The 26,010-nt window shown below is 71.0% G+C and carries 19 protein-coding genes and 3 pseudogenes; 12 read left to right on the forward strand and 10 right to left on the reverse strand.

Going from position 1 to position 26,010, the window contains the following annotated elements:
- Nucleotides 1-6 precede the first annotated feature (6 nt).
- The 4 genes and pseudogenes from ACIQMR_RS14525 (at nt 7) to ACIQMR_RS14540 (ending at nt 3,081) form a co-directional block, all read left to right on the forward strand.
- Nucleotides 7-921: a carbohydrate ABC transporter permease gene (locus ACIQMR_RS14525; RefSeq protein ID WP_401385894.1), complete on the forward strand. Its 915-nt coding sequence runs from the start codon at nt 7-9 to the stop codon at nt 919-921.
- A 162-nt stretch (nt 922-1,083) separates the two neighbouring features.
- The gene (locus ACIQMR_RS14530; protein ID WP_401385897.1) at nt 1,084-1,608 is read left to right on the forward strand and encodes a glycoside hydrolase family 20 zincin-like fold domain-containing protein; all 525 of its coding nucleotides are present in this window, start codon (nt 1,084-1,086) and stop codon (nt 1,606-1,608) included.
- 12 nt (nt 1,609-1,620) lie between these two features.
- Nucleotides 1,621-2,352 (forward strand): annotated as a pseudogene (locus tag ACIQMR_RS14535) (family 20 glycosylhydrolase); the annotation flags it as partial.
- Between the two features lie 327 nt (nt 2,353-2,679).
- Nucleotides 2,680-3,081: a discoidin domain-containing protein gene (locus tag ACIQMR_RS14540; RefSeq protein WP_401386870.1), complete on the forward strand. Its 402-nt coding sequence runs from the start codon at nt 2,680-2,682 to the stop codon at nt 3,079-3,081.
- A 178-nt stretch (nt 3,082-3,259) separates the two neighbouring features.
- On the opposite strand, the gene ACIQMR_RS14545 is transcribed toward ACIQMR_RS14540, so the two are convergent.
- Both ACIQMR_RS14545 and ACIQMR_RS14550 read right to left on the reverse strand, forming a co-directional pair.
- On the reverse strand, nt 3,260-4,924 hold the full coding sequence (locus ACIQMR_RS14545) for a protein kinase (protein ID WP_401385899.1): 1,665 nt from the start codon (nt 4,922-4,924) through the stop codon (nt 3,260-3,262).
- Between the two features lie 530 nt (nt 4,925-5,454).
- A complete protein-coding gene (locus ACIQMR_RS14550) occupies nt 5,455-5,979 on the reverse strand; it encodes a hypothetical protein (RefSeq protein ID WP_401385902.1) in 525 nt (174 codons plus the stop codon).
- 550 nt (nt 5,980-6,529) lie between these two features.
- On the opposite strand from ACIQMR_RS14550, the gene ACIQMR_RS14555 reads away from it, so the two are divergent.
- From ACIQMR_RS14555 to ACIQMR_RS14565, 3 genes are all read left to right on the forward strand, one after another.
- Nucleotides 6,530-8,290, forward strand: a complete 1,761-nt coding sequence (locus ACIQMR_RS14555; RefSeq protein ID WP_401385905.1) for a lysyl oxidase family protein — start codon at nt 6,530-6,532, stop codon at nt 8,288-8,290.
- A 238-nt stretch (nt 8,291-8,528) separates the two neighbouring features.
- The gene (locus ACIQMR_RS14560; protein WP_401386873.1) at nt 8,529-8,723 is read left to right on the forward strand and encodes a DUF5605 domain-containing protein; all 195 of its coding nucleotides are present in this window, start codon (nt 8,529-8,531) and stop codon (nt 8,721-8,723) included.
- A gap of 116 nt (nt 8,724-8,839) precedes the next feature.
- Nucleotides 8,840-9,457: a TOPRIM nucleotidyl transferase/hydrolase domain-containing protein gene (locus ACIQMR_RS14565; RefSeq protein ID WP_401385908.1), complete on the forward strand. Its 618-nt coding sequence runs from the start codon at nt 8,840-8,842 to the stop codon at nt 9,455-9,457.
- Between the two features lie 322 nt (nt 9,458-9,779).
- On the opposite strand, the gene ACIQMR_RS14570 is transcribed toward ACIQMR_RS14565, so the two are convergent.
- Nucleotides 9,780-10,463, reverse strand: a complete 684-nt coding sequence (locus ACIQMR_RS14570; protein WP_401385910.1) for a ribonuclease H — start codon at nt 10,461-10,463, stop codon at nt 9,780-9,782.
- Between the two features lie 348 nt (nt 10,464-10,811).
- Here ACIQMR_RS14570 and lanKC point away from each other — a divergent pair, with 348 nt between their 5' ends.
- From lanKC to ACIQMR_RS14590, 4 genes are all read left to right on the forward strand, one after another.
- Nucleotides 10,812-13,403: a class III lanthionine synthetase LanKC gene (gene lanKC / locus ACIQMR_RS14575; RefSeq protein ID WP_401385913.1), complete on the forward strand. Its 2,592-nt coding sequence runs from the start codon at nt 10,812-10,814 to the stop codon at nt 13,401-13,403.
- 58 nt (nt 13,404-13,461) lie between these two features.
- Nucleotides 13,462-13,596, forward strand: a complete 135-nt coding sequence (locus ACIQMR_RS14580) for a SapB/AmfS family lanthipeptide (RefSeq protein WP_093652864.1) — start codon at nt 13,462-13,464, stop codon at nt 13,594-13,596.
- Between the two features lie 101 nt (nt 13,597-13,697).
- Nucleotides 13,698-15,671: an ATP-binding cassette domain-containing protein gene (locus ACIQMR_RS14585; RefSeq protein ID WP_401385917.1), complete on the forward strand. Its 1,974-nt coding sequence runs from the start codon at nt 13,698-13,700 to the stop codon at nt 15,669-15,671.
- On the forward strand, nt 15,668-17,617 hold the full coding sequence (locus ACIQMR_RS14590; RefSeq protein ID WP_401385920.1) for an ATP-binding cassette domain-containing protein: 1,950 nt from the start codon (nt 15,668-15,670) through the stop codon (nt 17,615-17,617). The genes ACIQMR_RS14585 and ACIQMR_RS14590 overlap by 4 nt, the downstream gene beginning before the upstream one ends.
- A 238-nt stretch (nt 17,618-17,855) precedes the next feature.
- Here the strand turns inward: ACIQMR_RS14590 and ACIQMR_RS14595 are convergent, their stop codons facing one another.
- The 4 genes from ACIQMR_RS14595 to ACIQMR_RS14610 form a co-directional block, all read right to left on the reverse strand.
- The gene (locus ACIQMR_RS14595) at nt 17,856-18,467 is read right to left on the reverse strand and encodes a LuxR C-terminal-related transcriptional regulator (protein WP_401385923.1); all 612 of its coding nucleotides are present in this window, start codon (nt 18,465-18,467) and stop codon (nt 17,856-17,858) included.
- A gap of 992 nt (nt 18,468-19,459) precedes the next feature.
- Nucleotides 19,460-19,699 (reverse strand): Imm53 family immunity protein, encoded by a 240-nt coding sequence (locus ACIQMR_RS14600; RefSeq protein WP_401385926.1) that lies wholly within the window; start codon nt 19,697-19,699, stop codon nt 19,460-19,462.
- Nucleotides 19,642-19,776 (reverse strand): Imm53 family immunity protein, encoded by a 135-nt coding sequence (locus ACIQMR_RS14605; RefSeq protein ID WP_401385929.1) that lies wholly within the window; start codon nt 19,774-19,776, stop codon nt 19,642-19,644. Before ACIQMR_RS14605 ends, ACIQMR_RS14600 begins: the two co-directional genes overlap by 58 nt.
- A 221-nt stretch (nt 19,777-19,997) precedes the next feature.
- On the reverse strand, nt 19,998-21,221 hold the full coding sequence (locus ACIQMR_RS14610) for an IS701 family transposase (protein ID WP_401385932.1): 1,224 nt from the start codon (nt 21,219-21,221) through the stop codon (nt 19,998-20,000).
- Between the two features lie 81 nt (nt 21,222-21,302).
- Between ACIQMR_RS14610 and ACIQMR_RS14615 the strand changes: the two genes are divergently transcribed.
- The gene (locus ACIQMR_RS14615; protein WP_401385935.1) at nt 21,303-21,629 is read left to right on the forward strand and encodes a transposase; all 327 of its coding nucleotides are present in this window, start codon (nt 21,303-21,305) and stop codon (nt 21,627-21,629) included.
- On the opposite strand, the pseudogene ACIQMR_RS14620 reads toward ACIQMR_RS14615, so the two are convergent.
- From ACIQMR_RS14620 to ACIQMR_RS14630, 3 genes and pseudogenes are all read right to left on the reverse strand, one after another.
- Nucleotides 21,605-21,700: pseudogene (locus ACIQMR_RS14620) on the reverse strand (IS5/IS1182 family transposase); the annotation flags it as partial. The gene ACIQMR_RS14615 and the pseudogene ACIQMR_RS14620 sit on opposite strands and share 25 nt — an antisense overlap.
- Before the next feature lie 37 nt (nt 21,701-21,737).
- Nucleotides 21,738-25,439 (reverse strand): S8 family serine peptidase, encoded by a 3,702-nt coding sequence (locus tag ACIQMR_RS14625; RefSeq protein WP_401385938.1) that lies wholly within the window; start codon nt 25,437-25,439, stop codon nt 21,738-21,740.
- A gap of 147 nt (nt 25,440-25,586) precedes the next feature.
- Nucleotides 25,587-25,797 (reverse strand): annotated as a pseudogene (locus tag ACIQMR_RS14630) (hypothetical protein); the annotation flags it as partial.
- Nucleotides 25,798-26,010: the final 213 nt, after the last annotated feature.

A 26,010-nucleotide genomic window follows, 5' to 3' on the forward strand; every position in this document is an offset into this window, starting at 1 on the left:
CGCACGATGACGACGACCACCCACACCCCCGCAGACAGGGCGACCGGCACACGGCCACCCGCACTCACCGCTGCCCCACCGCGCAACCGGGATCTGCGCGCGCTGGCTCTGGTGGCCCATCTCACCCTCGCGCTGTGGGCGTTGACCGTGATCGCCCCCCTGCTGTTCACGTTCCTCGGCTCGTTCAAGGACAACGCGGAGCTCTTCGACACCCCCTGGTCGCTGCCCGGAGCGCTGCGCTGGGAGAACTGGGCGAACGCCTGGTCGCGGGCGCACATCGGCCGCTACATGCTCAACAGCCTGATCGTGTGCACGGGCGGCGTGTTCCTCACGATGCTGCTCGGCTCCATGGCCGCGTACGTCCTGGCCCGCTACCGCTTTCCCGGCAACCGCTTCACGTACTACCTCTTCGTCTCGGGCCTGCTGTTCCCGCAGTTCCTGGCCCTCGTCCCGCTGTTCTTCGTGGTGAGAAACCTCGGCCTGCTCGGTACACACACCGGACTGATCCTGGTCTACGCCGCGTACGGGCTGCCGTTCACCGTGTTCTTCCTGTCCGGCTTCTTCAAGACGCTGCCCACCTCGGTGGCCGAGGCGGCGCGCATCGACGGTGCCTCGCACACCCGGACGTTCTTCCAGATCATGCTGCCCATGGCCAAGCCCGCCGTGATCAGCCTGACGATCTTCAACTTCCTCGGCCAGTGGAACCAGTACATCCTGCCGCTGATGCTGCTGCCGGGTGATGTCGAGGACAAGTGGGTGCTCACCCAGGGCATCGAGAACATCTCCACCGAGGCCGGCGCAGCGGCCGACTGGGGCAGCCTGTTCGCCGCGCTCACGCTCTCGATCATCCCGGTGCTGCTCGTGTACGTGTTCTTCCAACGACAGATTCAGTCGGGACTGACGAACGGGGCGCTCAAGTGACGTGATCCGTCGGGCACGACCGCCCGACCGATGCAGAAGCCCACACTGCCGGTAGACGGCCTCCGACCCCACCGAAGGGAGTCCCCTATGTCCCACCCCGAGGACCCTGCACGACCGAGCACGTGGCCGGCACATCACCGACGCGGAATCCACCGTCGTCGCGTGTCGCCTGCCGCTTGGATACCGGCCCTCGCCGGCGCCCTGCTGGCCACCGCACTCACCGGGCCGGACGCCGGAGCCACGGCAGCGAATCCGGCGCCGGTCACCGTTCCGGCCATCCGCTCGTGGCAGGGCGGCGAGGGAACGTGGCGGCTCACCACGCACAGCCGGATCGTCCTCGACGCAGAAGACCGCGGCTCCCTGCGCGGCACGGCGGAGCAACTGGCCGAAGAGCTCGACGATCAGGAGGGCATGCGCCCTGCGGTCACCACCGGACGACCTCGAGTCGGTGACGTAGCCCTCGACCTCACCACCAACGGACCCACCCCGTCCAAGGAAAGCTACACGCTCGGCATCGGCCCGGCGGCGCGCGTCTCCGCCGCGGGCCGAGCGGGGGTGCTCTACGGCACCCGTACGCTGCTGCAGGCCCTGCGCACAGCACCTGTGGCGCGCGTGGTTGCCCGTGGCACCGTCCGTGACTGGCCGACGCAGGCCTCGCGCGGTCAGATGCTGGACGTGGGCCGCTAGTACTTTCCCGTCTCCTACCTCAAGCAGCAGATCCGCCAGCTGTCCTGGTACAAGCTCAACACCTTCCATCTCCATCTGTCGGACTGGAACGGCTACCGCGTCGAAAGCGACCGTTTCCCGGAGATCGTCTCCGAGCAGCACTACACCAAGGCCGAGTTGAAGGACCTGGAAGCGTACGCGGCGCGCTACGGGGTGACGATCGTTCCGGAGATCGACCTGCCGGGTCATGCCTCGGCGATCGGGAAGGCCCGCCCCGATCTGGCGTTCGCCTGCGCCAGCATGGCGACGCCCGAGAACGTCCCCTGGGAAGGCGCCGACAGCGGCCGCTGGACTCTCGACTACACCAAGCCCGAGACCCGCGCCTTCGCCCGCTCCCTGGTGGCTGAGGTCGCGGACATCTTCACCAGCCCCTACCTGCACATCGGCACCGACGAGGTCCCCCTGACAGCCGCACAGGAGGCCTGCCCCGAACTCGTCGCCCACCAACAGGACAAGGGTTACCCCCACCCGGGTGACGTCCTGGTGGACTTCATCAACAATCTCGACCAGGTGGTCCACACAAAGGGCAAGACCACCCAGATCTGGCAGTGGTGGGACTACCGGCAGAAGACCAGCATCAAGCCGGACCAGCGCATTGTCGTCAACGAGTGGCTCTCCTCCCCCGAAAGCCGCGCCGCTGAGGGCTACCGGGTGATCGGAGCGCAGGACGGCCCGTTGTACGTCAGCCCGGGATTCGGTGCCACGCCCGGCAGCTACGGCTTCTTCGACATCCGCACGACGTACAAGGACTACCCCTTCACCGCCGAAGCGGGCATCGACGGTTACCGGGTCGCCCGCTGGTCGGACCGCACCCAGAACCTCCCCGTCGGCTGGGTCGACTACTTCGCCCGCCGCACCCTCGCCGTGGTCGCCGACCGGACCTGGGCCACCCTCGCGGGCTTCGACGTTCGGCCCTTCCTGGACCGCTACGACCAAGTCGGCGACGCCCTGCCGCTGCCCGCTCCCGACCCGTCCGACCTCACCTCGCAGATCGGCGCCAACTCAGGTCTCACCAGCCAGAACGACTGGGTGGTGAGCGCCACCAGTCACGAGACCGCAGGCGAGCCCGGGCAGTCCCTGCGCGCGGTCGACAACGACCCTTACACCCACTGGCACAGCGACTACACCGCGACACTGCCCCAACAACTCTCCATCGATCTCGGCGCCAAGCAACGCATCGCCGGCATCCGCTACATGCCCCGTCAGGACGGCGGAACCAACGGCCGAGTCAAGCAGTACGAAGTGCTGGTCTCCACCAACGGCACCACGTGGACGAAGGTCGCCGAAGGAAGCTTCCCGGCTGACCGCACCGAATTCATCGCGCCCTTCGAACCCACGACAGCCAGGCACCTCGCCCTGCGCATCCTGAGCGAACACGGGAAGGCGAACCGGTACGCCGCAGTGGCCGAACTCGACACGGTACGGGCCCGTTGATACGGCAGATGTGAGCGCCGAGCGCCGCCGAGGTCTTCGGCGTCTCACCGTCCAACGGGCACGAGCGTGTCAGCCGGGCTGGACGCAGCAGCAGAACCTGAGTCTTCTGCGATCCTCCACATGGCCCCCACAGCCGATGGCTGTGGGGGCCCGGCGCTCTGGCCGTCGCCGCCGGTTGTCACAGCCGGCCTTCCCCTCGCGGGAAGCTGTCCTTCCAGTCCCTGAGCGGGCGGGGCCCGATGATGCGCTTGTCGGTGTGTTTCCCGTCCGCGATCTCGATCCGGATGTACTGGTCCCCCGAGAAGACCCAGAAGCGGTTGGGGTCGTCGGGCGTCTGCATGACAGCATCGATACGGGAGAATCCCGACAGGCTGGACCAGCTGCTCAACGGGCGCGGCTCCGTCAGCTGCCTGTCGGTGTGTTTCCCGTCCGCGATCTCGATCCGGATGTACTGGTCCTCCGAGAAGACCCAGTAGTGGTTGCGGTTGTCGGGCGTCTGCATGACAGCATCGATACGGGAGAATCCCGACAGGCTGGACCAGCTGCTCAACGGGCGCGGCTCCGTCAGCTGCTTGACGGTGTGTTTCCCGTCCGCGATCTCGATCCGGATGTACTGGTCCTCCGAGAAGACCCAGAAGCGGTTGGGGTCGTCGGGCGTCTGCATGACAGCATCGACGCGGGAGAATCCCGACAGGCTGGACCAGCTGCTCAGCGGGCGCGGCTCGGTCAGCCGCTTGTCGGTCCGTGTCCCGGCCGAGACCTCGATCGGTACGTACTGGTTCTTCGAGAACACCCAGTACCGGCTCCGGTCACCGGGCGCCTGCAGCACCTCGTCAGGCTGTGCCGGTCGCACCGAGCCCGTCACGGCCGGGTCCGCGTGCTGCGCCGGCGGACGGCTCATCATGAACGCGGTGACACCACCGCCGCCCACAAGCAGCAGCGCGGCCAGTGACGTGGCGGCCCAGCGCAGTCGCCGACGCCGGGGCGGTGGGGGAAGAGTAGGCGCCCGCAGGGTGTGCTTGAGCGTTCCCGCCTCGCTGCCGACGCTTGTCGACCGTAGGAGGCTCGCCGCTTCGGCCGTGGAGAGCCTTTCGGCCGGATCCTTGTGCAGCAGACCCTCGATGACTGCTGCCAGCGGGCCCGCGCAGTCCGGGATGTGGGGCTCCTCGTAGGCGACAGCGTGCAGTACGGCGGCGGGCGTCGGCCGCGCGAAAGGCGAATGGCCGGAGACCAGCACGCACAGTGTGACTCCCAGTGAGAACAGGTCGCTCGGCGGGCCCGCCGGCCTGCCGTGCAGGCGCTCCGGAGCGATGAAGTCGAGGGATCCCATCAGCTCGCCAGTACCGGTCTGCGACTCCCCGTCGGCCAGCGCCGCGATGCCGAAGTCAGCGAGGACGACGCTGCCGTCGCCGCGCAACAGCACGTTGCCCGGCTTCACGTCCCGGTGCAGGGCGCCGACGGCGTGCACGGCTCCGAGTGCGTCGAGGAGCTGCAGACCGATGCCGGCCGCCCTGGACGGCGCCAGAGGGCCCACCGCCTCGAGCTGGCTGGAGAGCGACGGGCCGTCCACGAGTTCCATGACGATCCACAGCCGGTCCCCGGACCCGACCAAGTCATAGATGTCGATCACGTTGGGATGAGACACGCGGGCGACGGCACGGGCTTCACGCAACGCGCGCCGGGGGCCTTCGCCGTCACCCGCCAGGGGCAACTCCTTTACCGCGACAGTACGTTGCAGGAGCTGATCGGTGGCGCGCCAGACCGCACCCATGCCACCGCGTCCTATGAGGTCGGTCAGCAGGTACCGGTCGGCGACCAGCCACTGCCTGTCACTGTGAATCACCACGACACAGTAGGTCATCCCCCAGCAACGCGAGTCCGCAGGGCAGCGCCGTAGTTGCATTCCCGCGCCACCACGCATTTCCGGTCGGCCGTGACACGAAGAGACGGTCAGCGGGAGGTCAGGGTGGATTCGGACCCTGCCCGAGCAGCAGGCTGCCTACCGCTCCCCTGCCCCGGAGGCCAAACTCCCGGCACAGGCGGCCCCCTGGCCCGCCCAGTTCAACCGCTTACTCCTGTCGAACGTCGTCATCGTCACCGGTGCCCTCCCTGACCTCAGCCAAGATCGACGTGTCGGCACGAACTGACCCACCGTCTGATCAGCGCGGCCGGCTCAGACACAGGTACAAAGCAAGATCAATCCTCGTCCCTCTCGCGGCCGAGGACCGGACACGGTGATGCGCGCATGAGATGTCGGCGAACCGAGCCGGCTCAGGCCTGCGACGTCGACGCCGGCGTCACCGCGCAGGACATGGTGATCCCCGCGCCCCCCGCGCCATACCCGACTCTGGCGCCGTTCAGTTCCGCCGCAGCTCAGTCCCCGGCCTCGAGTTCGAGCTGGCTGTGCAGGACCTGTGAGTGGATGCGGTGCCCCGTCCGGTAGGTGAACCGGCACCCCTCGGCCTTGCCCACGACCGGCGAGGTGACGGGCTCGGCCCGCACGAGGTAGTAGATCGGACTCTCCACGCCCGGGGCGACGCGCACCGGCTCCTTCGAGTAGTCCCGCATCAGGTCGGGGTCCTCGACGAAGGACTCGTCATAGGCCCCCAGCGTGATCCCGTGCATCTCGGAGCGTCTGGCCGCCCGGGCCTCGCCCGTCCTCCAGTGGCCCGGCGCACCCACAAGCTCCACCTCGAGCACCTCGATCGGCCGATCGGAGGTGTTCCTGAGGGTGGGGCAGGTGAACCAGTAGCCCCCACCGACCTTGGCGTGGCTAAAACCGAGGACACCTCCCCAGTCATCCGCCAGCGCGTGTCCCCGTGCCGTCGCCCCAGACGCACTCGACCCCAGACCCATCACCAACACCGCGGCCCCCACCACGAACAGCCGTGCCCTCATCCCGCCCCCAGCCCTCCCTGCGTACGAGCCCGTGCTCGTGCCCGGAGTGGATCACAACCTGAACCCCCTCGTCGACCCCACTTGAGCACAACCAGAGGCAAGACAGACATCGACATCGCGCGGCAACAAGGCCGGCACCACCGACGAGAAGGAGCAGCGCCGACCCACAACCCGCCCACCGGCATCACAGCTGGATACGGCCTTCTCGCGACGGGTGGCATAGCTCAGGCCGAAGAGCAGTTTGCGAAGAGGAGGTCGTAGCCGGCGGGGAGCTGGAGCAGGGTCGTCGGCCCCCGGGCGTGAAGGGATGCGCGAGATCGGCCGCCGCTTTTATCAGAGGAGCTGCCGCCCACTCGGGGATTCCCGCAACATAGGCCTGTTCTTCTCGGCACCGGTTCTATCCGGCCAACCTCGCAGTGTCTTGGGCTCTGCGGACAACCGAGCGTCCGGACCGTTCCTCTCACCACCCGGGCAGGCGGTCGTCGTCGCCGAGCCGCGGCGCCCGCTGTCTGTTTCCTTCCCACACAGCATCCCGGAGGACGAGGGAACGATGACCAGAACGCGTACCACCCGGCTGCGGCGTCCGCTGCTCGCGGGCACCACGGCCATAGCCGTGACGGCCGTGACGGCCGGATTCGTGGCCACCACATCGGATTCGGCGAAGGCCGCGACGGATCCCAAGCTGAGCCTCATCGCAGCGAGCACCTCGGTCACGCTCACCTCCTGGAAGGAGGACCCGGGTGTCTATCTCGATCTTGGGACCTACCTCACCGCGGAGGGAACACCGCTGGAGTTGAGGGTGACCCGCAAGTCATACAAGGACCCCGTCACCATCACCCAGACCGTGTACGAGGGCGGTAAGGCGAAGGTCAAAGCGCTGCCGAAGGGCACTGTGAAGGACTTCTCCGGGCTGCCGGGCTTCGCGGAGATCACCGTCACCGACAAGGCGGGCAAGCAGGTCCTCAGCCGTGCAGAGAGCTTCTGCCCGAACAACGCCAGTGGCCGCGTACGGCCCGACGCACCCGCCACCTCGAAGTATCCGGAGAGCTGCCCGACCAACCCCTTCACCCTCGGTTCCGTGTGGGGCGTGGAGAAGGGCTGGGCCGCCAACACGTACGCGGGTTCCTACACCGAGCAAGTCAAGCTGGCCGCCGGTACCTACACCGCCAAGGTCTCGGTCGCCAAGAAGTACCGAGACCTGTTCGGCATCGCGAACAAGCCCGCCACGGTGAAGGTGACCGTTCAGGAGCGCAGCTTCGAGGACGGCCAGGGCGGCGCCGGGGCTCGGACAGCCAAGCCCGGTGAGCACGCGGGGCACGGTGCCGCCCACCAGGCTCCGCCGGCAGCCGGCGCCGCACACGCCGGCCACGGGCCGGGGCACGCCCCGACGCCCGCCCAGGCCGCCGCGCCGGTGACGAGCGGCGCGGGTCCTTCGTACAACGTCGGTCACGGGCCGTTGAAGGCCGCTCCCCCGGCTCTGCCGTGGGCACTGAAGAAGCAGCAGGCGGGGCGTTCGATGAAGGCCGGCGACACCGCGGGCCGGACGGACGGCTCGCGCAAGGCGCCCGCGCTGGGGCCGCAGTCCAAGCGACCCACCGGCAAGCCCTCCGTCCCGAACGTCCCCAAGCCCGACCTGCGGTCTCTGCCGGCGTACGGCATCACCATCAGCGACGGCGGAGAGAACGTCCCCGGCAAGGACTACCTGGCCTTCAGCGCCAACGTGTGGAACGCCGGCCCTGCGCAACTCGTGGTGGACGGGTTCCGCTCGCCCGGCAAGGCCAAGATGGACGCCTACCAGTACTTCTACGACGCCAAGGGCAAGCAGGTCGGCTACACCCCGACCGGCACCATGGAATGGGACCCGCGACCGGGCCATGTGCACTGGCACTTCACCGACTTCGCCAGCTACCGGCTACTGAAGGCGGACAAGAAGGAGACCGTGCGCAGCGGCAAGGAGGCCTTCTGCCTGGCCAACACCGACGCGGTCGACTACACGGTGAAGAACGCCAACTGGCACCCGAACAACACCGATCTGGCCACCGCCTGCGGCCAGGAGAGCTCGATCTCCGTCCGCGAGGTCCTGGACGTCGGCTCCGGTGACACCTACACCCAGGACCTGCCCGGCCAGTCCTTCGACATCACCGGCCTGCCCAACGGCACGTACTACATCCAAGTACTGGCGAACCCGGAGAACCGGCTGAAGGAGACCAACACCGCCAACAACAGCGCTCTGCGGAAGGTCGTCCTGGGCGGCACGCCGGGCCGGCGGACGGTGACGGTGCCGGCACACGACCTGGTGAACGCGAACTGACGGTACGTCCGCAGCTTCACGGCCGTCGTGGCGGCACCCACAGCGACCCCACGACGGCCGTGATCCGCTGGGCGCCGATCGGCATCAGCTCCGGTCATCGACGAGACTCCGGCCTGATCCTCCACCTGCGCATGTCCCACAGCGAAACCGAGGACGCCTCCGAGCATGCCGCTTCACCGGAGCCACGCCCCCGCCTCCTACGACGCCTCGACGGCCGAGGCTCCCGGGCGCGTACGTCCTGCAGTACCCCGGACCCCACCGGTACCCCCGCCGGCGCTTCGACCTGCCGGCCGGCGCCGCGTACCGCGTCGACGTCATCGACACCTGGAAGATGACCGTCCGCCCTCTGGAGGGCGCTCGCACGGGCCGCGTCGACGTGGAACTCCCCGCGGAGCCCTACGTCGCGATCCGGCTCCGCCGCGACGCCGGCTGAGGTCCGCCCGGCGGACTACGCGACGGGGTGGGCGTGCGTCGGCGCGGGCCGGGCCCGTCCCGCGCCGACGCGGAAATTCACTACCGTCCTGGCCGCAGGGGCCGCAGACTCGTCCCATGGCTGACATGGGGGCGTTCCGGGAGGCGGTCACCGCGTGGGCGGCCGGCGGCTCCGGCGACCCCGCGCGCGATTTGGCCGGGCGACTGTGCGTCCGGGCGGCCGTCCTCCTCGAAGGGCTCAGCGACGCCGCGGCGGTCGACGCGCTGGCCGCGAGCCGCGGCCGGAGCCTGGCGGCCGAAGGGATCTGCGTCCTGCCGATGGGCGGTGCGATGAACATCGGGCGCTTCGCCGCCCTCCTCGGCCCGTCCGGCCTGGACCTGCGTCTGACAGGACTGTGCGACGCGGCGGAGCGCCGCTACTACGCCCGCGGACTTGAACGGGCCGGTGCGACACAGCAAGGGTTCTTCGTCTGCGCGGCGGATCTGGAGGACGAGCTGATCCGCGCGCTGGGCGTGACCCAGGTCCAGGAGCTCGTCCGGGCGGAGGGCGACCTGCGCGCGCTGGAGACCTTCCTGCGCCAGCCCGCGCAGCAGGGCCGCACCTCACAGCAGCAGTTGCGGCGCTTTCTCGGCACGAAGAAGGGCCGGAAGATCCACTACGGCCGTGTCCTCGCCGAGGCCCTCGCCCCCGACCGTGTTCCCGCCCCACTCGACGGGCTGCTCGCCGGCCTCTGACCACCGGCCCCGCTCTCGCGGGCTCCGGCTGGCGGTCTGAGGATGTGCCGCCGGGACGCAACATGCTTGCGGCCTGGGCACACGAACTGAGATGTCGCGTTCGCCGATCAGTTGGATGAGGCTGCCCGGCCGCTGCGCGTACTCGCCGAGACCGATCCACTGTGCGGGACACCAGCCGGGTACAGGGGCAACAGGACAGGGCGGCAGCCACGACCGGCGTGCCGGGGCACCGGCTGCCGGGAATGGAGACGCGCCACAGCCCAGGAAGAGCGTGCGTCAGCGGACTGAGCGGCAGCTCCCGCACGGTCCACTCTCCGTCGGGCTACGCCGACGCCGCCCCGGCGCAGGCCGGGTGACCCCAGCCGTCGGCGTTCTTCGTGATCGTCTCCCCCTTGGCATAAGAACGCCCGCACGAACACCGTCCCGGGAACCTCGCCTTCACCGAGCCTCCGGACGACGCACCCGAAGAGCGCCGCGGCCGACCGGACTTGGGCGAGCGAGGCGCGGCGGTCGGGGCTTCGGAAGGCGGCGGGATCGAACCGGCCGCTGACCCGGCCGGCTGCTGTGTGCGGGCGGAGTGGCTGGCCGCGCTGTCGGCGGCAGCGTTCAGCCGGTCCCCGTCGACCTGATGGGCCGGCGTGTACACGAACGTGACGTCCCTGCCGGCGAGAAGTCCATCGATCGCCACCACCAGGTCCCGGTTGGCCACCGGTGTGCCCGCCGCCGTCTTCCAGCCCTTCCGGCGCCAGCCCGGCAGCCAGGTGGTGACCGCCTTCATCGCGTACTGCGAGTCCATGCGCACCTCCAGCGGCACCTGGGGGGCCGCGGCTTCCAACAGCCGCTGCAGGGCCGTCAGCTCGGCCACGTTGTTCGTCGCCCGGCCGAGAGGGCCCGCCTCCCACGCGGCCACCTCACCGTCCGCGCCGGCGATGACCCATGCCCAGGCCGCCGGGCCGGGATTCCCCTTCGACGCACCGTCACACGCAGCAATGATCCGTTCCACCATCTGGCCCATCCTGCCACCGATCTGCACGCACAGAGCCCCCGGGCGGACACCGTGGTAGCCGGCGGTGCCGCCCTCGCTGTAACCGACGCTCGGTGACGTGACGCATCGAGAACGACACGTCCGCGAGCCCTCTTCTTCCGGCAGAGGCCGTCCGTGTCCCCGGCGGCGGGCAGTTGCGTCCTCGCGAGCCGCTGCCCCTGACCGAAGCCGCGGGCGCCGGTGTGAGCACCGGCCGGACGGGTCCACGCGTGTGAGTTCTTCACGGTCGCCCGGTGACAGCTGTGACTGTCGACCCCCTCCGGCCCCGTGACAGCCTCTGTGGCGTCGAACCGGCCACAGGGGGATGAGATGAACAAGGGGTACGCGGTCTTCTGCGACGCCGACCGGCAGTTCTACGACGCCCCCCACCGCCTGGCGGAGGACGGCGACGGACCGGGCCGGGCGTACGAGGCGGCGCGGCGCGAGGCCCCGGCGGGCTGGCAGCGACACCGCAAGGGCGACTGGCTGGCCTACCGCCCGCTCGACGCCCGCCTCCCCTCACAGGGCTGGAAGATCCACATCTCGGCCGGTCTCGAGAACGCGGAGAAGGTGCTCGCACAGGTGTGGGACTACTGCGTCCCCCGGGACATCGCCTTCAAGTTCATACCGAGCCGGTACCTGCTGCACACCCGCAACGCCAAGTACGCGGACCGGAGCGCGAGCGGCAAGTTCATCACCGTGTACCCCGCCGACGACGCGCAGTGCGGGATGATCGCCAAGGAGCTCGACGCGCTGCTGGCCGGCGAGCCCGGGCCGTACATCCTCAGCGACCTCCGCTGGGGAGCCGGGCCCGTCTTCCTGCGCTACGGGAGCTTCACCGAGCGCCACTGCCGCGACGAGCAGGGCGAGTTGCGGCCCGCCGTCGAGGACGCCTCCGGCCGGCTCGTGCCCGATGTGCGCGGGCCCGCCTTCCACATACCGCGGTGGGTCACACCGCCCGACTTCCTCCGCCCGCACCTGGAGGCGCGTGCGGCGACCACGACGGACGGCATCCCGTACACCATCGAGCGCGCGCTGCACTTCTCCAACGGCGGCGGCGTGTACGTCGGACGGGACGACCGGACGGGCCGGCGCGTGGTGCTGAAGGAGGGGAGGCCGTACGCGGGTCTCGCCGCCGACGGGGCGGATGCCGTGACACGGCTGGAGCGGGAGAAGGAGGCGCTGGAACGGCTGTCGGGCCTCTCCTGCACCCCCGAGGTCCTCGACTGGTTCACGCTGGGGGACCACAGATTCCTGGTCCTGGAGTACATCGAGGGCCGTCCGCTCAACAGCTTCTTCGCGCGACGCCATCCGCTGATCGAGGAGGACCCCGGCGAACCGGCCCTCGCCGCCTACACCGAGTGGGCGCTGCGCGTGCACCGGCTGGTGGAGGACGCGGTGGCGCAGGTCCACGAGCGGGGTGTGGTCTTCAACGACCTGCACCTGTTCAACATCATGGTCGCCGAGGACGAGTCGTCCGTGGTGCTGCTGGACTTCGAGGCGGCGGCGCCGTCCACGGAGCGCCGGCGGCAGGTCATCGCCAACCCCGGCTTCGTGGCTCCCGCGGACCGCAGGGGCGTGGACATCGACCGCTACGCCCTGGCCTGTCTGCGCCTCGCGCTCTTCCTGCCCCTGACGAGCCTGTTCTCCGTGGACCGTGCGAAGGCCGCCCATCTGGCGGACATCGTGGCCGCGAACTTCCCGGTCGACCGGGCCTTCCTCGACGAGGCTGTCGAGGAGATCACCCGCGGCCACCCGTCCGGGGAGCCCTCGGTGGCCCGCTCGGACTACCTGCCCGTGGAACCGGGCGACTGGCCGCGCAGCCGTGACTCGATGGCCGAGGCCGTCCGCGCCTCGGCGCGATTCGACCGGGAGGACCGCTGTCTGCCCGGTGACATCGCCCAGTTCGCCACTCCGCTGGGCGGCTCCTGCTTCGCGTACGGTGCGGCCGGAGTGCTGTATGCGCTGGCCGAGACCGGCTGCGCGCGATGGCCGGAGGCCGAGGACTGGCTGCTGCGTGCGGTGCGCCGACCGGCTTCGGGCACCCCGCTCGGCTTCTACGACGGGCTGGCGGGCGTCGCCTGGACCCTGGACCGCCTCGGGCACCGGGCCGTGGCCATGAACCTGGTGGACGTCGTCCTCTCCGAGGACTGGACCGGCATGGGCCCGGACCTGCACAGCGGACTCGCCGGCCTCGGCCTCGCCCTCGACGCGCTGGCCGAGTCCACCGGCGACGGCTCCCTGCGGGACGCCGCCCTGCGCTGCGGGCGCCTCGTCGCCCGACGGCCGGACGCCGCCGGCGGAACCACCCGTCGCGCCGGGCTGCTGCACGGCGCGTCCGGTGCGGCACTGCTGCACCTGAGGCTGTACGAGCGCACCGGCGACGCATCGCTGCTCGATCTCGCGGCCGACGGGCTGCACCGCGATCTCGACCGGTGCGTGCGCGGCGCGGGCGGAGCGCTCCAGGTCGACGAGGGCCGGCGCACCATGCCCTATCTCGGTGCGGGCAGCGCCGGCATCGGCATGGTCCTCGACGACTGGCTCGTCCACGGCCACGACGAGCGCTTCACCCGGGCGCGGCAGGAGATCGTACGGGCCGCACAGGCGAAGTTCTACGCACAGCCCGGCCTGTTCCGCGGCGCGGCGGGCATGGTGCTCCACCTGAGCCGTACGACGGCGACCGGCCCCGGCACCGAACCGGCCGACCTGGCCCGGCAGATCGGCGTCCTGTCCTGGCACGCCCTGCCCTACGAGGGCCGACTCGCCTTCCCCGGCGAGCAGATGATGCGGCTCTCCATGGATCTTTCCACCGGTACGGCGGGGTGCCTGCTGGCCCTGGGCGCCGCACTTGACGACGCCCCGGTGCAGCTCCCGTTTCTCCCGCCCGTCCCGCCCCGCCGGTCCGCCGGCCCCCAGAGCTGACCTCCGGACCCCGGAGGTCATGGCAAGGCACCATCCGTCCCCTAGAAAGGAAACGATCATGTCGCTTCTCGACCTGCAGAGCATGGAGACCCCCAAGGACGAGCTCACGGACGAGATCGCCACCGGCGGCGGCAGCCGCGCGAGCCTGCTGCTCTGTGGCGACAGCAGCCTGAGCGTCACCACCTGTAACTGACGCGGCACCGTCGCACGGGGCTCCGTGCGACGGTCGCGGACAAGCGGTCCCGGGCGTCACCGCGCCCGGGACCGCTCGGCGTGACCACGAGGGGGAGCACCATGAGCCACAGCCCGCCCACCACCGCGCCGGGCGTACGGGTTCGCGACGCGCACGGGCCGTCCTCGACCGCCGCCGTCGCACGGTCGCTGCTGACCGGGGCGGCTCGCGCCTCGGCAGGGCGGACCGCGGTCCTCGTCGTGGCGGGACTGCTGTCGGCGGCCGCGGCCGTGGCCCTGCCCGCGCTGCTCGGCCGCACACTGGACCTCCTGCTCGCAGGCGCCGCGAACGCCGGGCCATGGCTCGCGCTCTGCGCGGCTCTGATCGTCGCCGACACCCTGTGCGACGCCGCCTGCGCCCATCTCACCGGCACGGTCACCGCACGGTCCGCCGCACGGATGCGACGCCGCGCACTCGGCCGTGTGCTGGCCGCCGGGCCGCGCGGCGCCCAGCGGTTCACCCGCGGCGATCTCGTGACCCGGCTGACGGCGAACGTGACGGAAGCGGCCGCCGCCCCCGCGACCGCCGCAGGAGCCGTACCGGCCGTCGTCCTGCCGATCGGCGGACTGGTCGCGCTCGCGTGCACCGACCTGTGGACCGCCGCCGTTCTTGTCGCCGGGGCGCCCCTTCTGATGCTGCTCGTCCGTGCGTTCACCCGCGACACCACCGCCGGCGTGGCCGACTACCAGCGAGTCCAGGGGGACATCGCCGCACGGCTGGTCGAGGCGCTCGACGGAGCCCGGACGGTCGCGGCCGCGGGCACGGTCGAGCGGGAACGCGCCCGGATCCTGGCACCGCTGCCCCAACTGGCCGACAGCGGACGGCAGATGTGGCAGGTCTACGGGCGGGCCGTCGCCCGGGGCGCGGTGCTCCTGCCGCTGCTGGAGACCGGCGTGCTCGCGGTCGGCGGACTCAGGGTGGCGACAGGGGACATGAGCATCGGTGAACTGCTGGCCGCGCTGCGCTATGCGGCCCTGGCCGCGGGAATCGGCGCCGTCGTCGGTCAGTTGGCCGGTCTGCTCCGCAGCCGTGCCGCGGCCGGACGCGTCGCCGAGGCCCTGGACGCACGCGTCGTCGCGTACGGTGGGCGCCGGCTCCCCGATGGCGGCCCGGGCCGGCTGGAGTTCCGCGGTGTCACGGTGGCGCACGGCGGCAGGACCGTACTGCGTGACGTCGACCTCGTCGTGCCCGGCGGGTCCACGCTGGCCCTCGTGGGCAGGTCGGGCTCGGGCAAGTCGGCCCTGGCCGCCCTGCCAGGCCGCCTGGCCGACCCCGACGCCGGCACCGTCCGCCTGGACGGCGTGCCCGTGCCCGAGATCGCGCGGGAGGTGCTGCGCCGCGAGGTGGGGTACGCCTTCGAGCGGCCCGCGTTGTTCGGCGCGACGGTGAGGGAATCCCTCGCCTTCGGCGCGTACGAACCGTCGTCGACGGAGGTGACCGGTGCCGCGCGCGCGGCGGGGGCAGACGCGTTCGTCAGGCGGCTACCCGCCGGTTACGCGACGCCGCTGTCCCGTGCGCCGCTGTCCGGAGGGGAGGCACAACGGCTGGGACTGGCGCGGACTTTCGCCCACGCCGGACGGCTGCTCGTCCTGGACGACGCCACGTCGAGCCTGGACAGCGTCACCGAACGGCAGGTCGCCCGGGCCATGCTGGACCAGGTGCGGCCCGGCACCCGCCTGGTCGTCGCCCATCGGGCGTCGTCGGCCGCGCGGGCGGACCTCGTCGCCTGGCTCGACGACGGTCGTGTCCGGGCGGTCGGTCCGCACGAGGCCCTGTGGGCGCTGCCCGAGTACCGAGCGGCGTTCGCCGCGGTGGAGGACGGGCCGGTGGGCGAGAGGTCGGTGGACGGCGGGACTGTTGGCGATCCGGTTGGCGTCAATCCGGTTGGCGGCGGGTCCGTCGGCGAGGGGCAGGCCGGCGGCGGATCGGTGGACGGCGGGCCTGTCGGCAGGTCGGTGGACGAAGAACCGGTCGGCGGCGGGCCGGTGGGCGAAGGCCGGGAGCACGGCCGCGCGTCGGGGAGCGGGGCACTGTGACGACAGCCGGCTCCCCCAGGACGACCGGCGGCGGCCGTTCCGGCCCGCCCGTGACGAGTGCCGCGCCGCCGGAGGGCCGCCCCGGGCCACGGCTATCCGTATCCAGCCGGCGGGACGGGGCGCTGCGGAGGGTCCTGCCTCAGGCGGTCCCGTTCCTCGCCCGGCGAGGACGAGTACTCGTACGTCTCGGCGGCTGGTCGCTGCTGGAGTCCGCGCAGACCTTCCTCGGCGGTTACGGCGTGGCAGCGGCGCTCGACCGCGGCTTCCTCGCCGGACGGCCCGGTGTGGGACTGGGCTGGCTGGCCCTGACCGCCGTCGCCGTCGTCGCGGGCGGAGTGGCCACCGACCGGGTGTTCCGCCGGCTCGCCGACCTCGTGGAGCCGCTCCGGGACGGCCTGGTACGCAGGGTCGTCACGTCGGCCCTCGGCGACGCGGTGGCGGCACGGGAAGCGCGACCCGGCCGCGCGGCCGTCTCGCGGCTGACGCATCAGACGGAGGCGGCCCGGGACGGCTTCGCGGGCCTCGTCATGGTCACCCGATCGTTCGCCGTCACGGTCGTCGGCGTCGTCCTCGGCCTCTCGGTACTCGCTCCCGTACTGCTGCTGGTCGTGCTGCCGCCGCTGATCGCCGGGCTGGTGCTCTTCGCCGCCGCGCTGCGTCCCATGGCGGTGCGGCAGCGGGAGTTCCTGCGGACCGACGAGGAACTCGCCGCGCGGCTCGGCGCCGACGTCGCAGGACTCAGGGACATCGTGGCGTGCGGTGCGGAGGAGCGGATCACGGCCGACGCCGGGCGGCTGATCGACGCACAGACCCGGGCGGCGGCGGCACTCGCCCGGTGGGCCGCGGTGCGCACACTCGCCGTCGGCCTCGCGGGACAGGCACCGGTCGTCCTGCTGCTGGTCACCGCGCCGTGGCTGCTGGGCCGCGGGGTCACCGCCGGTGAACTCATCGGTGCGCTCGCCTATCTGACGCAGGCGCTGCTGCCGTCCCTGAACACCCTCATGACCGGCCTGGGCGCGGCCGGCACCCGCCTGCTGGTGATCCTCGACCACCTCACCCGCCCCGACGGGACCGCGCCGCGGACCCCGGGCCCGCCTCCCGGGGATGCGGCGAAGAACGGATCCGGGCCGGGCCGAGGGCGGAGCGCAGGGTGCGCGGTGACGGCTCCGCGGCGTCCCGGCCCGCCGCAGACGCCGCGGCCGGACGCCGGCCCAGCCGCGCCCCGCCTGGAGCTGCGTGCGCTCTCCTACTCCTACGGGCCGTGCGCCACCCCGGTGATCGACAGCCTCGACCTGGTCGTGGAGCCCGGTGAGCACCTGGCCGTGGTCGGTCCGAGCGGCATCGGCAAGTCCACCCTGTTCGGGCTGGTGGCCGGGCTGCTCGTCCCCGACCGGGGGGAGTTGCTGATCGGCGGCGCGCCCGTGCTCCCGCCGGACCGGGACCCCATGTCGGCCCGGCGGGCCCTGATCCCGCAGGAGGCCTATGTGTTCAGCGGTAGCCTGCGGGACAACCTGCTGTACATGTGCCCGGACGGGGCGCCCGAAGCGGCAGTTGCGGCCGCCGTGCGCGCGGTCGGCCTCGATGCCGTGGTGCACCGGCTCGGAGGGCCGGACGCCCGGCTGGACCCGGCGGCCCTCTCCCAGGGGGAGCGCCAACTGGTCGCCCTGGCACGGGCCTACCTCGCCCCGGCCGGTCTGGTGCTGCTGGACGAGGCGACCTGTCATCTGGACCCCGGGGCCGAGGCCCGGGCCGAGCGGGCCTTCGCGGAACGGCCCGGGACCCTGCTGGTGATCGCCCACCGGCTCGCGTCGGCGCAACGGGCCGACCGCGTCCTCGTGCTGGACGGGGTGCGCGCGGCGGCCGGGACCCACGAGGAGTTGGTCGAACGGTCGGCGACCTATCGGGACCTCGTGGGCGACTGGCGGCCGGCGGCGAGCGTGACGTGAACGCCGCCCGAGGCGCCCTCGGCCCCGCGTCACCCCCGTCGCCTCAGGCGGCCGGAAGTGCCGCGGTCGGCCCGTGACGGCGCCCGCCCCGCCGGCCGTCCCGGGCAGGACCCCGGCCATCCCGCCACCGGACGTATCGGCTCCCGCTCGCCGCCCGCTCCGCACCGGCCCCCGGACATCCCGCCACCGGGCCCGCACTGGCCCCCGGATCCCGCCGCCCGGGGGCCGGCGCGTCCGGTCAGACCCACCCGGCGTGCTGCGATATCCGTATGGCGTCGACCCGGTTGCGGGCCCCGGTCTTGCGGGTGATCGCGGACATGTAGTTGCGGACGGTCCCCAGGGACAGGTGCAGGCCGTGGGCGATCTCCGCGATCGTCGAACCCTCCGCGGCCATGCGCAGCACACTGAGTTCACGAGGCGTCAGCGGCATCTCCGCGGCCTGGAGGAAGCCGAAGGCGAGCGATTCGTCGACGAATCGCTCGCCTTCGGCGACACGTCTGATGCCTTCCAGTAATCGCTGCGGTCCCGCGTCCTTGCTGACGTATCCGAGGGCGCCGGCGTCGAAGGCGCGGCGCAGCAGACCGGGCCGGGTGCCAGTGGCGAGCACGAGCATTGCCGAGGCAGGACCGGCCGCCCGTCGGGCCAGGCCGATCAGCGTCCCGATCATGGCCGCCCCCGGACAGTCGACGTCCACGACGCACACGTGCGGCCGCAGGGAACGGGTCTGCCCGACCGCCGCCCCCCACGACGTTCCGCTCACCTCCAGGTCCTGCTCGCGCCCCAGCAGCGTGGTCAGCGCGGATCGCAGCAGACGGGAGTCGTGCACCAGCAGCACCCGAATCACGCTCATCCCCCTCAACTACCGTGCCGGCTCCGTGATCGGCCGGACACCAACGGTCAGTACTCACTGCCGGTGCCCGCGTATCGGACGGATAGTCGCGCTCAGGGAGGCACGGGAGCGCACCACGAACACAGAATGCGCCCCTTGCGCGCCGGGGCACCGAGAGAGCGCAAAGGGGCGCACAGGAAGAGCCAGACGCTTGTGCGCCCTGAGGCTGGCGGACAAGGATCCGGGCCGGCAGCGGTTTGCCGAGGGAGGTCCGGCAGGGCGATCCCGCACGCACATCCGACACACCCGTCATCCGTAGAGGCCGGGGAGCCGCGACGCACGACATCACCAGGGCCCCAGCCGAACGGCACCAGGACGGTGGCCGCTCGGACGAGCGGAAGCAGTCCCGCCGACTGCCGGACGGCCGGCCGGTTCCGCCCGACAACGGACGGGCTCGGCCCGACGGCCGCTCCCCGGGAGCCGGTTGACGCGAGAACCGGCAGGCGTGCCCCGCCCCGCGATGACAGGGTGCACGGGACAAGGGACGGCCTGCGCGACGGACGAGGCCTATGTGGCCGCGCTGCTGGCCGATGCGGACCGCCCGCCGAGCTCGTCGCAGCGGCCACCGAAACCCTACCTTGCCCCACGCAGCTCATCTCCCACGACATAGCGACGATCACCGGCCCGAACACACCGACAGAAGCACTTCGGCCGTCGCCCGGGCTGCCGGACCTTGCCCCGCACCGGCGCCGGCAAACCGACCTGCTGCAGGCCTTCCGACGGCTTGGGGCCGTCGGGCATCTCGCTGCAGCGCTGGGCACGCCTGCGCGGGTACGAAGTCATGCCAGTGCCGTCTCCGGCCAGCCCCCCACGCCCCGGCGCTCCTCGGTGGCCTCGCCACACTATGAACACCATGAACGAAGACCCACCCACTCGGCGCCCAGATCGGCGGTTCCAACAGGGACCCGCCACAGTCATTGCCCGGCCCGCGCTCGCAGCGTGAGGAACTCCCATCAGAGTTGTTCCGCGACGTCCTCGGACGCCCAGATCCGGAACAGCGACAGTGCCTCGGTCAGATTGCCGGGCCCACAAGCGACGTGAAACGTCTGCTCAGACGTCCACGCAGTGACCCAGTCATGCTCGTCTCGAATATCCCCGCTGATGGGGATGCTCCCTGTCAGCCAACCCCGTCTCTTCAAGAGACCTTGACGAACCACCCCGGGTTGTCGGTCGTCTCGGCCCTCACGCCCCATTCGTGTTCCCGGTCGCCATCGCACTGTGAGGAATACCAGCTCTGCAACCACTCAAGGACGTGCTCGGTTCCGGCCATGAACGCGATGCTAGTACCGCAGCAGGATTTCGCTGTCTGACCTGTGTCTTTCGCCGGGTGGCGGGAGTGTAGCGGGACTTCGATCATGCAGGGGCGATCTCACGGAGACCGCCCCTCGATCGTGCGACAACGCCGCAGGAAGTGACAGCGGCGGGCGACTGCTTGGCGTCGGCGGCGCCAGTTCGACCAGCTCAGCGCGTGGTGTCGTCCGCGGTGTCCGCTCAGGTGCGGGGGCCGGGCACGACAAGCTGCCAGGAGTCGCCGAACCTCCGCCACTGTGAGCCCGATGGCCCCGGGTGTCTCACCTGTTCCGCCCCCTTTTCCCAGGGCTGGTGTGCCGTGGCGGCCAGGAAAGCATGAGCGAGCATGGCCAGAGTGATGTGCCGATACCAGCCCGTGTAGCGGCGGACCTTGTACTGGTCCAGGCCGCATTCGTTCTTCGCGGCCTGGAAGCACTCCTCGATCGCCCAGCGCGCCCCGGCGATCCGCACCAGCTCCTGGACGGTGACCTGAAGGGGCGCGTAGGCGAGGTAGTAGGCGATCTCGTCGGGCTTGCTGATGCTGCGCCGGGCCAGTGCCCACCGCATCCGGTGGGGGACCTCGCCCTGATAGTCGAACTCGGCGACGGCCGGCAGCCGCACCGCTGCCCAGTGGTAGACCCGGGGCCCCTTCGCGCCGTCGCCGCAGGAAATCTTCTCCCACGTTTCGTCCGGGGCTCGCGCGAACAGGCCCTCGATCCGTGAACAACCCACGCTGAACTGGGACTTGGAGACGGCCAGTACGTAGCCGACACCCGACTGCTCCAGCAGCCGGCGGAATCGGCTGTCCTGACCGTAGGCGGAATCCGCGGTGACCCAAGTAATGGGCAGCGGCGAGGCGAGGGCCCGCAGCACCATGTGCCGGGCCAGTTCACCTTTGGTGGCGAGCTCCCGTTCGTCGGGCACCCTTGCGGTGCGGCAGCGTTCCCGGCCCTCAGTCCAAGACTTCGGGAGGTAGAGCTCGCGGTCGACCAGAGCCCGGCCGCGGGCGGAGGCGTAGGCGGCGAAGACGCCGATCTGGCAGTTCTCGGTCCGGCCAGCAGTTCCGGAGTACTGGCGCTGGACCCCGGCTGAGGTGGAGCCCTTCTTGATGAACCCGGTGTCGTCGATGATCAGCACGCCGCCGACCTCGCCGAGCTTGCCGGCGACGTATTCCTGCAGGTCGTCGCGGATGTCATCGGGCTCCCACTTCGATCCGGCGAGGAGGTGCTGCAGGCCGTCGGGCGTGGGGTGGCCAGCCTGTTCGGCCAGCTGCCAGCTGTTCTTGCGGGCCACCGGGGCGAGCAGCCCGCGCACGTAGTCACGCATGCGGCGACGGAGCTCGACCCGGCCGAACCGATGCCCGATGGGCAGGAAGAGATCGTCCAGTTCGAGGTCCCACTGCGCGGCGACATACTCGGTGATCACCCTCGGAGGCTGCCCCGCCGCTGTCACTTCCTGCGGCGTTGTCGCACGATCGAGGGGCGGTCTCCGTGAGATCGCCCCTGCATGATCGAAGTCCCGCTACACTCCCGCCACCCGGCGAAAGACACAGGTCAGACAGCGAAATCCTGCTGGAGTACTAGGCGAACCACGCATGGACCAACGGACCCGGTGAGTCCCGGTCAGAGCACTGGGCCGTTTCGTTTGGATCATGGGATCGTTGGTCCGGGCGTGACGTTGACTGACGTGCAGCGGGCACGGATTGAGCCCTTGGTCCCTGACCGGACGCCGGAGAGGGGCGGCCGCTGGCGAGACCACCGACAGGTGATCAACGCGATCGCCTTCAAGTTCCAGACCGGAACGCAATGGACCCATGGGCCGGCTCCCATGTAGGCGAGGTCGGCGAGGATCGGGACACCCTGATCACGGTCCCCTTTGCCCGCTGCCGCCGGGTGGGGCCGACCGAGGTCGGTCCCACCCGGCAGGTGCCCTCAGGTGATGTCAGCGCAGGCCGAAGGCCCGCGTGATCGTCTGCGAGACGGTGTTGTCGGCGCTGTCGCGGGCGGTGGCCCGGAGGCTGACGAAGGACGCGCCCTTCGGAGCCTTCAGGTTCGTCCGCCAGCCCTTGCCGTCACGGTCCATGTCGGCCCTCTTCCAGGTCGCCCCGTCGTCGTACGAGACCTCGACGGAGAGCTTCCCGATGGCGGCCGTCGTACCCGGCAGGTGCGACGCGGTCACCTTCAACTCGGCGCGCCGGTCGGACCGGCCCGCCTTGTCGGTGTCCACGTCGTAGTCGAGCTGGATCAGCGGGAGGGACTCGGCCGACTCGGCACCGGTGGCCGCGGAGGTGAAGTTCCACTCCGTCAGCGTGTGCGTCGAGTACGGGTGCGTCCACTCCGCCCGGTCGTTGTCGAGGACCAGCCGGTAGGGCAGCCGCTCGGCGGCGAGCTGCGGCAGCCGCAGGAACTCGGCGTTGCCCCAGTTGAGCTGCCGGTCGCCCTGGTAGAGCGACATCCAGTTCTTGACCTTGAAGTTGCCGCGGGCTTCGCCGACGTGGCCGCCACCGGAGTCACCCCAGCCGGGTGCGGGGATGTACATCGTGTCGAGGTAGCGCACCGGCTGGAAGCCGATCGGGCCCATACGGGGACGCTGGATCGGCCCGAACCAGCTGACCTCGGCCCGCGTTGCGGCCCGGTACCGCAGGACGTCGAGCGAGTGCTGCCCGGTCTCCGTGGGGATGATCGCGTCCTCCACCCAGGCGACGTCGGAGTCGACCCAGTCGGTCCGCTCACCCTGGGAGGGAGCCATGAGCTGGTTTCCGGCGGTCCAGCCCTGCCACACGTCGTAGCGGAACTCGTTCGCCCTCACCGACGTGGGGTTGCGGAACGAGACGTCCACTCGGGCCAGGTCGCGCGGCTCCACCCGCCAGGTCGGCTCCGCCGGAACGGCGCCGGTCCAGTGGTGGACGACGTCGTAGAGGTAGTCGGTGGTGGGATGCGAGCCGACCTTCAGCTCGACAGTGCCCCGCTGGAGCGCGTCGATCAGGTCGTCGCCCCGGTCCGCGTCGAGCGACGCGACAGTCAGCGGCGCGGGGCTCTGCGGGGTCCACGGGTTCTCGTCCCAGGGCTGCAGCCGGCCGATGCCGTCGTTGACGACCAGGAGCATCTGCGCACCCGCGTCCGCGGCGGCCTTCGCCTGCTCGGCGATCGTGACCTCGTCGCTGCGCCGCACGACAACAGCCGTGCCGCGCGCCTGCTTCCGGGCGAGCATCTCGGCGGCGCCCTCGTCGGCGAAGACAGCCTTCAGGGTCCGGGTGCCGGCCGGCAGCGGCTCGGCCGCACGCTTGACCAGCAGGTCGTCCAACGCGCCCGTCTTCGTGTCCACGGTCAGCGCCGGCTGCTCGAGGCGGAAGCGTGCGCCGAACTCGAACTTGCCGTCGGTGACCTTCTCACCGGTCGGGAGAGCCCAGATGCTGTCGTAGGTCGCGTTCGGCATCATGGACGACTCGACCAGGCTGTCGGTGAACGACCGGTGGATGTCCATGCGCGGAGCGACCGCGGTGGTCTTCTTCGGCGCGCGGGCGACGACCTGACGAGCCTTGCGGCCGTCCAGGGTGACGGTGCGGTCCTCGTCGAGCTTGACGTCGTTGAAGGCGAGCATCGCCATGCCCAGAGAGCGCGGCCCGTTGGCGCCGCGCACGTCTGCGATCAGCCATCCGCTGTAGCTGCCGACGGGCAGTCGCATGGAGCCGGTGCCGGACTCGTCGAGATCCACCACCGTGAACATGCGGTCGGCGGTGACGAGGACCCTGCCGGCCAGCGGCTTGCCCGACCGGTCCTTCGCGACGACCTTCAGGTTCTGCCGCCGTCCTTCCTTGGCGGCGCCGATCAGGGTCTTGGCCCGGACCTTCCCCGTGCCGTCCGTACCGGTGATCATGCCGCTGACATGTTGGTCCGGGGCGACCCGGTCCAGGTCCGCGGTCAGTTCCACCGAGGCGGTGCCGTGTGCGGGAACAGTGACCTTGTCCGCGGAGAGGGTGAACAGCCCCGCCGGGACGTCGGCGTCGACCGCCAGGTCGAGGTTGACCGGGGCGTCTGCGGTGTTGGTGTACGTCACCTTCCGGACGTCGGTGTCCCCCGGCGTGTACGGCCAGGCGCGGAAGCCGGAGAAGGCGCTGACGGTGGCGAAGACCGAGGTGTTCACCGCCGCGAGGGCGTCGAGGCGTCCTGCACCCGCCTGGTACGGGGTGTACGACGGTGTGGCCTTGGTACTGCTGACCAGTGCCTCCTTCAACGTCGCACCGGTCCAGTCGGGGTGGACGGAGGCGAGCAGCGCGGCGGCGCCGGCGACATGCGGCGTCGCCATCGACGTACCGCTCATCGTGGTGTAGTAGCCCTGGCCCCGCCGGTGGTGGGAGCGGGCCGCGAGGATGTCGACGCCGGGGGCGGTGATCTCGGGCTTCAGGCCGAAGTCACCGACGCGCGGTCCCGTGCTGGAGAAGTCGGCGAGCTTGTCCGCGGAGTCGACGGCACCGACGGTCAGCGCGGAGTCCGCGGCGCCGGGGCTGCCGATGGACTGCGGGCCTCCGTTGCCCGCCGCGATGACGAACAGCGCACCGGTCTCCGCGCTGAGCCGGTCGACGGCCTGGCTCATGGGATCGGTGGCGTCGCCGCCGCCGCCGAGGCTCATGCTGACGACCTTGGCCTGCTGGTCCCGGGCGGCCCACTCCATGCCCGAGATGATCCAGGACTCCTGGCCCGAGCCGTTCTGGTCGAGCACCTTGCCGATATCGAGCCGGGCGCCGGGGGCGACACCGCGCTCCTTGCCTTCGGAGGCGCTGCCGGTGCCGGCGACCGTCGAGGCGACGTGCGTGCCGTGGCCGTGGTAGTCGGCGACATCCGGCTCGTACGGGACGAAGCTGGCGCTGTCGTCGATCTGCTCGGCCAGGTCAGGGTGTTCGGCGTCCACACCGGTGTCGAGGACGGCGACCTTCACGTCCTTGCCGGTGTTGCCGCCCGCCCAGACCTCGGGCGCGCCGACCTGCGCGGTCGAGTCGGAGAGGTCGGCCTTGACCTTGCCGTCCAGCCACACCTTGGCGATGCCGCCCGCGAAGGCGGGCTTCGCCGACCGGGCCGCTGCCGAGCCCGCGCCGCCGGTGAGCGCGGACCAGAACTGCGGAGCCTGCTCGCGGTTCTGCGCGAGGGCCGCGCCCTGGATGCTGCCCAGCCGACGGACGACCGTCGAGCCGGCCATCTTCGGCTGCGTCCGGGACTTGGCCGCGGCGTCGGTGTAGCTCACGATGAGCGGCAGCCGTTCGGCGTGCGCGTCGTCGTAACCGTCGGCGATCAGCTGCGTCACGTTGAACAGCCGCTTGTCCAGCGTCCCCGTGCTGATGTACGGCAGCACGGAGTCGGGGTAGACGTACGTCGCGCCGTCGATGACGGCCCGGTGGAAGCCGCTGCCGGCTCCGTTCGCGCTTTCGAAGGACCGGATGACGGTGCCGTCGGCGGCGGTCGCGATCGTGACCTTGTCACCCGTGATCAGGGTGACCGTGTGAGTGCTGCCGCCTGCGGGAGACCGGTGTGCGGTGCCCGCAGCGGACAGGGGCCCGGCCGGACTCGCCGCGGTAGCGGCGACGGCCGGCATGACGCCCATGGTCAGGGCGACGGCCGCGGCAAGCGCGATCCGCCCTGATCTGGGCATGGCAAAGCCAGGCAAGGAGACCCCCAAGGGAAGGGATGGAACCGAGATGGTCTGGATGATCGGGGGCGTCCTCGGGCCCGCACAATGGGCATGCGCTGGCGCTACGGTGACATGTCACCCCTGCGCCACCGGCGCACGAACGTCCATCTCGATGATCTGCTCGTGCCAGATCACCACCCCGTAGGTAGCGGCGAGCGGGCTCCAGGTCGGAGCGCGGGATGGCCGGCGGGTTACCGTGGCGGGCGGCGATGCACTGCTCGGGCATGCCGCCGGCCACCAGGCCCGGGTTGAACAGGCTGATGTCGGCAAACACGTCCTGCGTGTCGCGTGGCTAAAGCCTGCTCAGAAGGTCCTGCCGAGCCACCTTCGCGCTTCATCAGCTGCGACCTGCGGTAAGAGGCAGTGACACAGCTTCTGATCGCGGCGTGCGCAACAGGCCGTCACCAACGTGTGGGGTCACTTCCGCGGCACAGCCCGGGCGGGGAGGCCGTGCCACCCGGTGCGGTCGGTCCAGCGCAGCCGAGCCCCGTCGGGGAAGCGGCCCGAGGAGGGCCGCCACTCAAGGACGGCC

Origin of the sequence: Streptomyces sp. NPDC091376, assembly GCF_044757085.1 — a bacterium.
GTDB classification, from domain to species: domain Bacteria; phylum Actinomycetota; class Actinomycetes; order Streptomycetales; family Streptomycetaceae; genus Streptomyces; species Streptomyces pratisoli.

Bases quoted from the DNA above. Each gene is read 5' to 3' on its own strand.
- ACIQMR_RS14580 (WP_093652864.1), top strand. From the start codon at position 13,462: ATGTCGCTTCTCGACCTGCAGAGCATGGAGACCCCCAAGGACGAGCTC.
- lanKC (WP_401385913.1), top strand. From the start codon at position 10,812: ATGAACAAGGGGTACGCGGTCTTCTGCGACGCCGACCGGCAGTTCTAC.
- ACIQMR_RS14585 (WP_401385917.1), top strand. From the start codon at position 13,698: ATGAGCCACAGCCCGCCCACCACCGCGCCGGGCGTACGGGTTCGCGAC.
- ACIQMR_RS14605 (WP_401385929.1), bottom strand. From the start codon at position 19,776: ATGGCCGGAACCGAGCACGTCCTTGAGTGGTTGCAGAGCTGGTATTCC.
- ACIQMR_RS14595 (WP_401385923.1), bottom strand. From the start codon at position 18,467: ATGAGCGTGATTCGGGTGCTGCTGGTGCACGACTCCCGTCTGCTGCGA.
- ACIQMR_RS14525 (WP_401385894.1), top strand. From the start codon at position 7: ATGACGACGACCACCCACACCCCCGCAGACAGGGCGACCGGCACACGG.
- ACIQMR_RS14625 (WP_401385938.1), bottom strand. From the start codon at position 25,439: ATGCCCAGATCAGGGCGGATCGCGCTTGCCGCGGCCGTCGCCCTGACC.
- ACIQMR_RS14615 (WP_401385935.1), top strand. From the start codon at position 21,303: ATGATCGAAGTCCCGCTACACTCCCGCCACCCGGCGAAAGACACAGGT.
- ACIQMR_RS14565 (WP_401385908.1), top strand. From the start codon at position 8,840: ATGGCTGACATGGGGGCGTTCCGGGAGGCGGTCACCGCGTGGGCGGCC.
- ACIQMR_RS14550 (WP_401385902.1), bottom strand. From the start codon at position 5,979: ATGAGGGCACGGCTGTTCGTGGTGGGGGCCGCGGTGTTGGTGATGGGT.
- ACIQMR_RS14600 (WP_401385926.1), bottom strand. From the start codon at position 19,699: ATGGGGCGTGAGGGCCGAGACGACCGACAACCCGGGGTGGTTCGTCAA.
- ACIQMR_RS14570 (WP_401385910.1), bottom strand. From the start codon at position 10,463: ATGGTGGAACGGATCATTGCTGCGTGTGACGGTGCGTCGAAGGGGAAT.
- ACIQMR_RS14555 (WP_401385905.1), top strand. From the start codon at position 6,530: ATGACCAGAACGCGTACCACCCGGCTGCGGCGTCCGCTGCTCGCGGGC.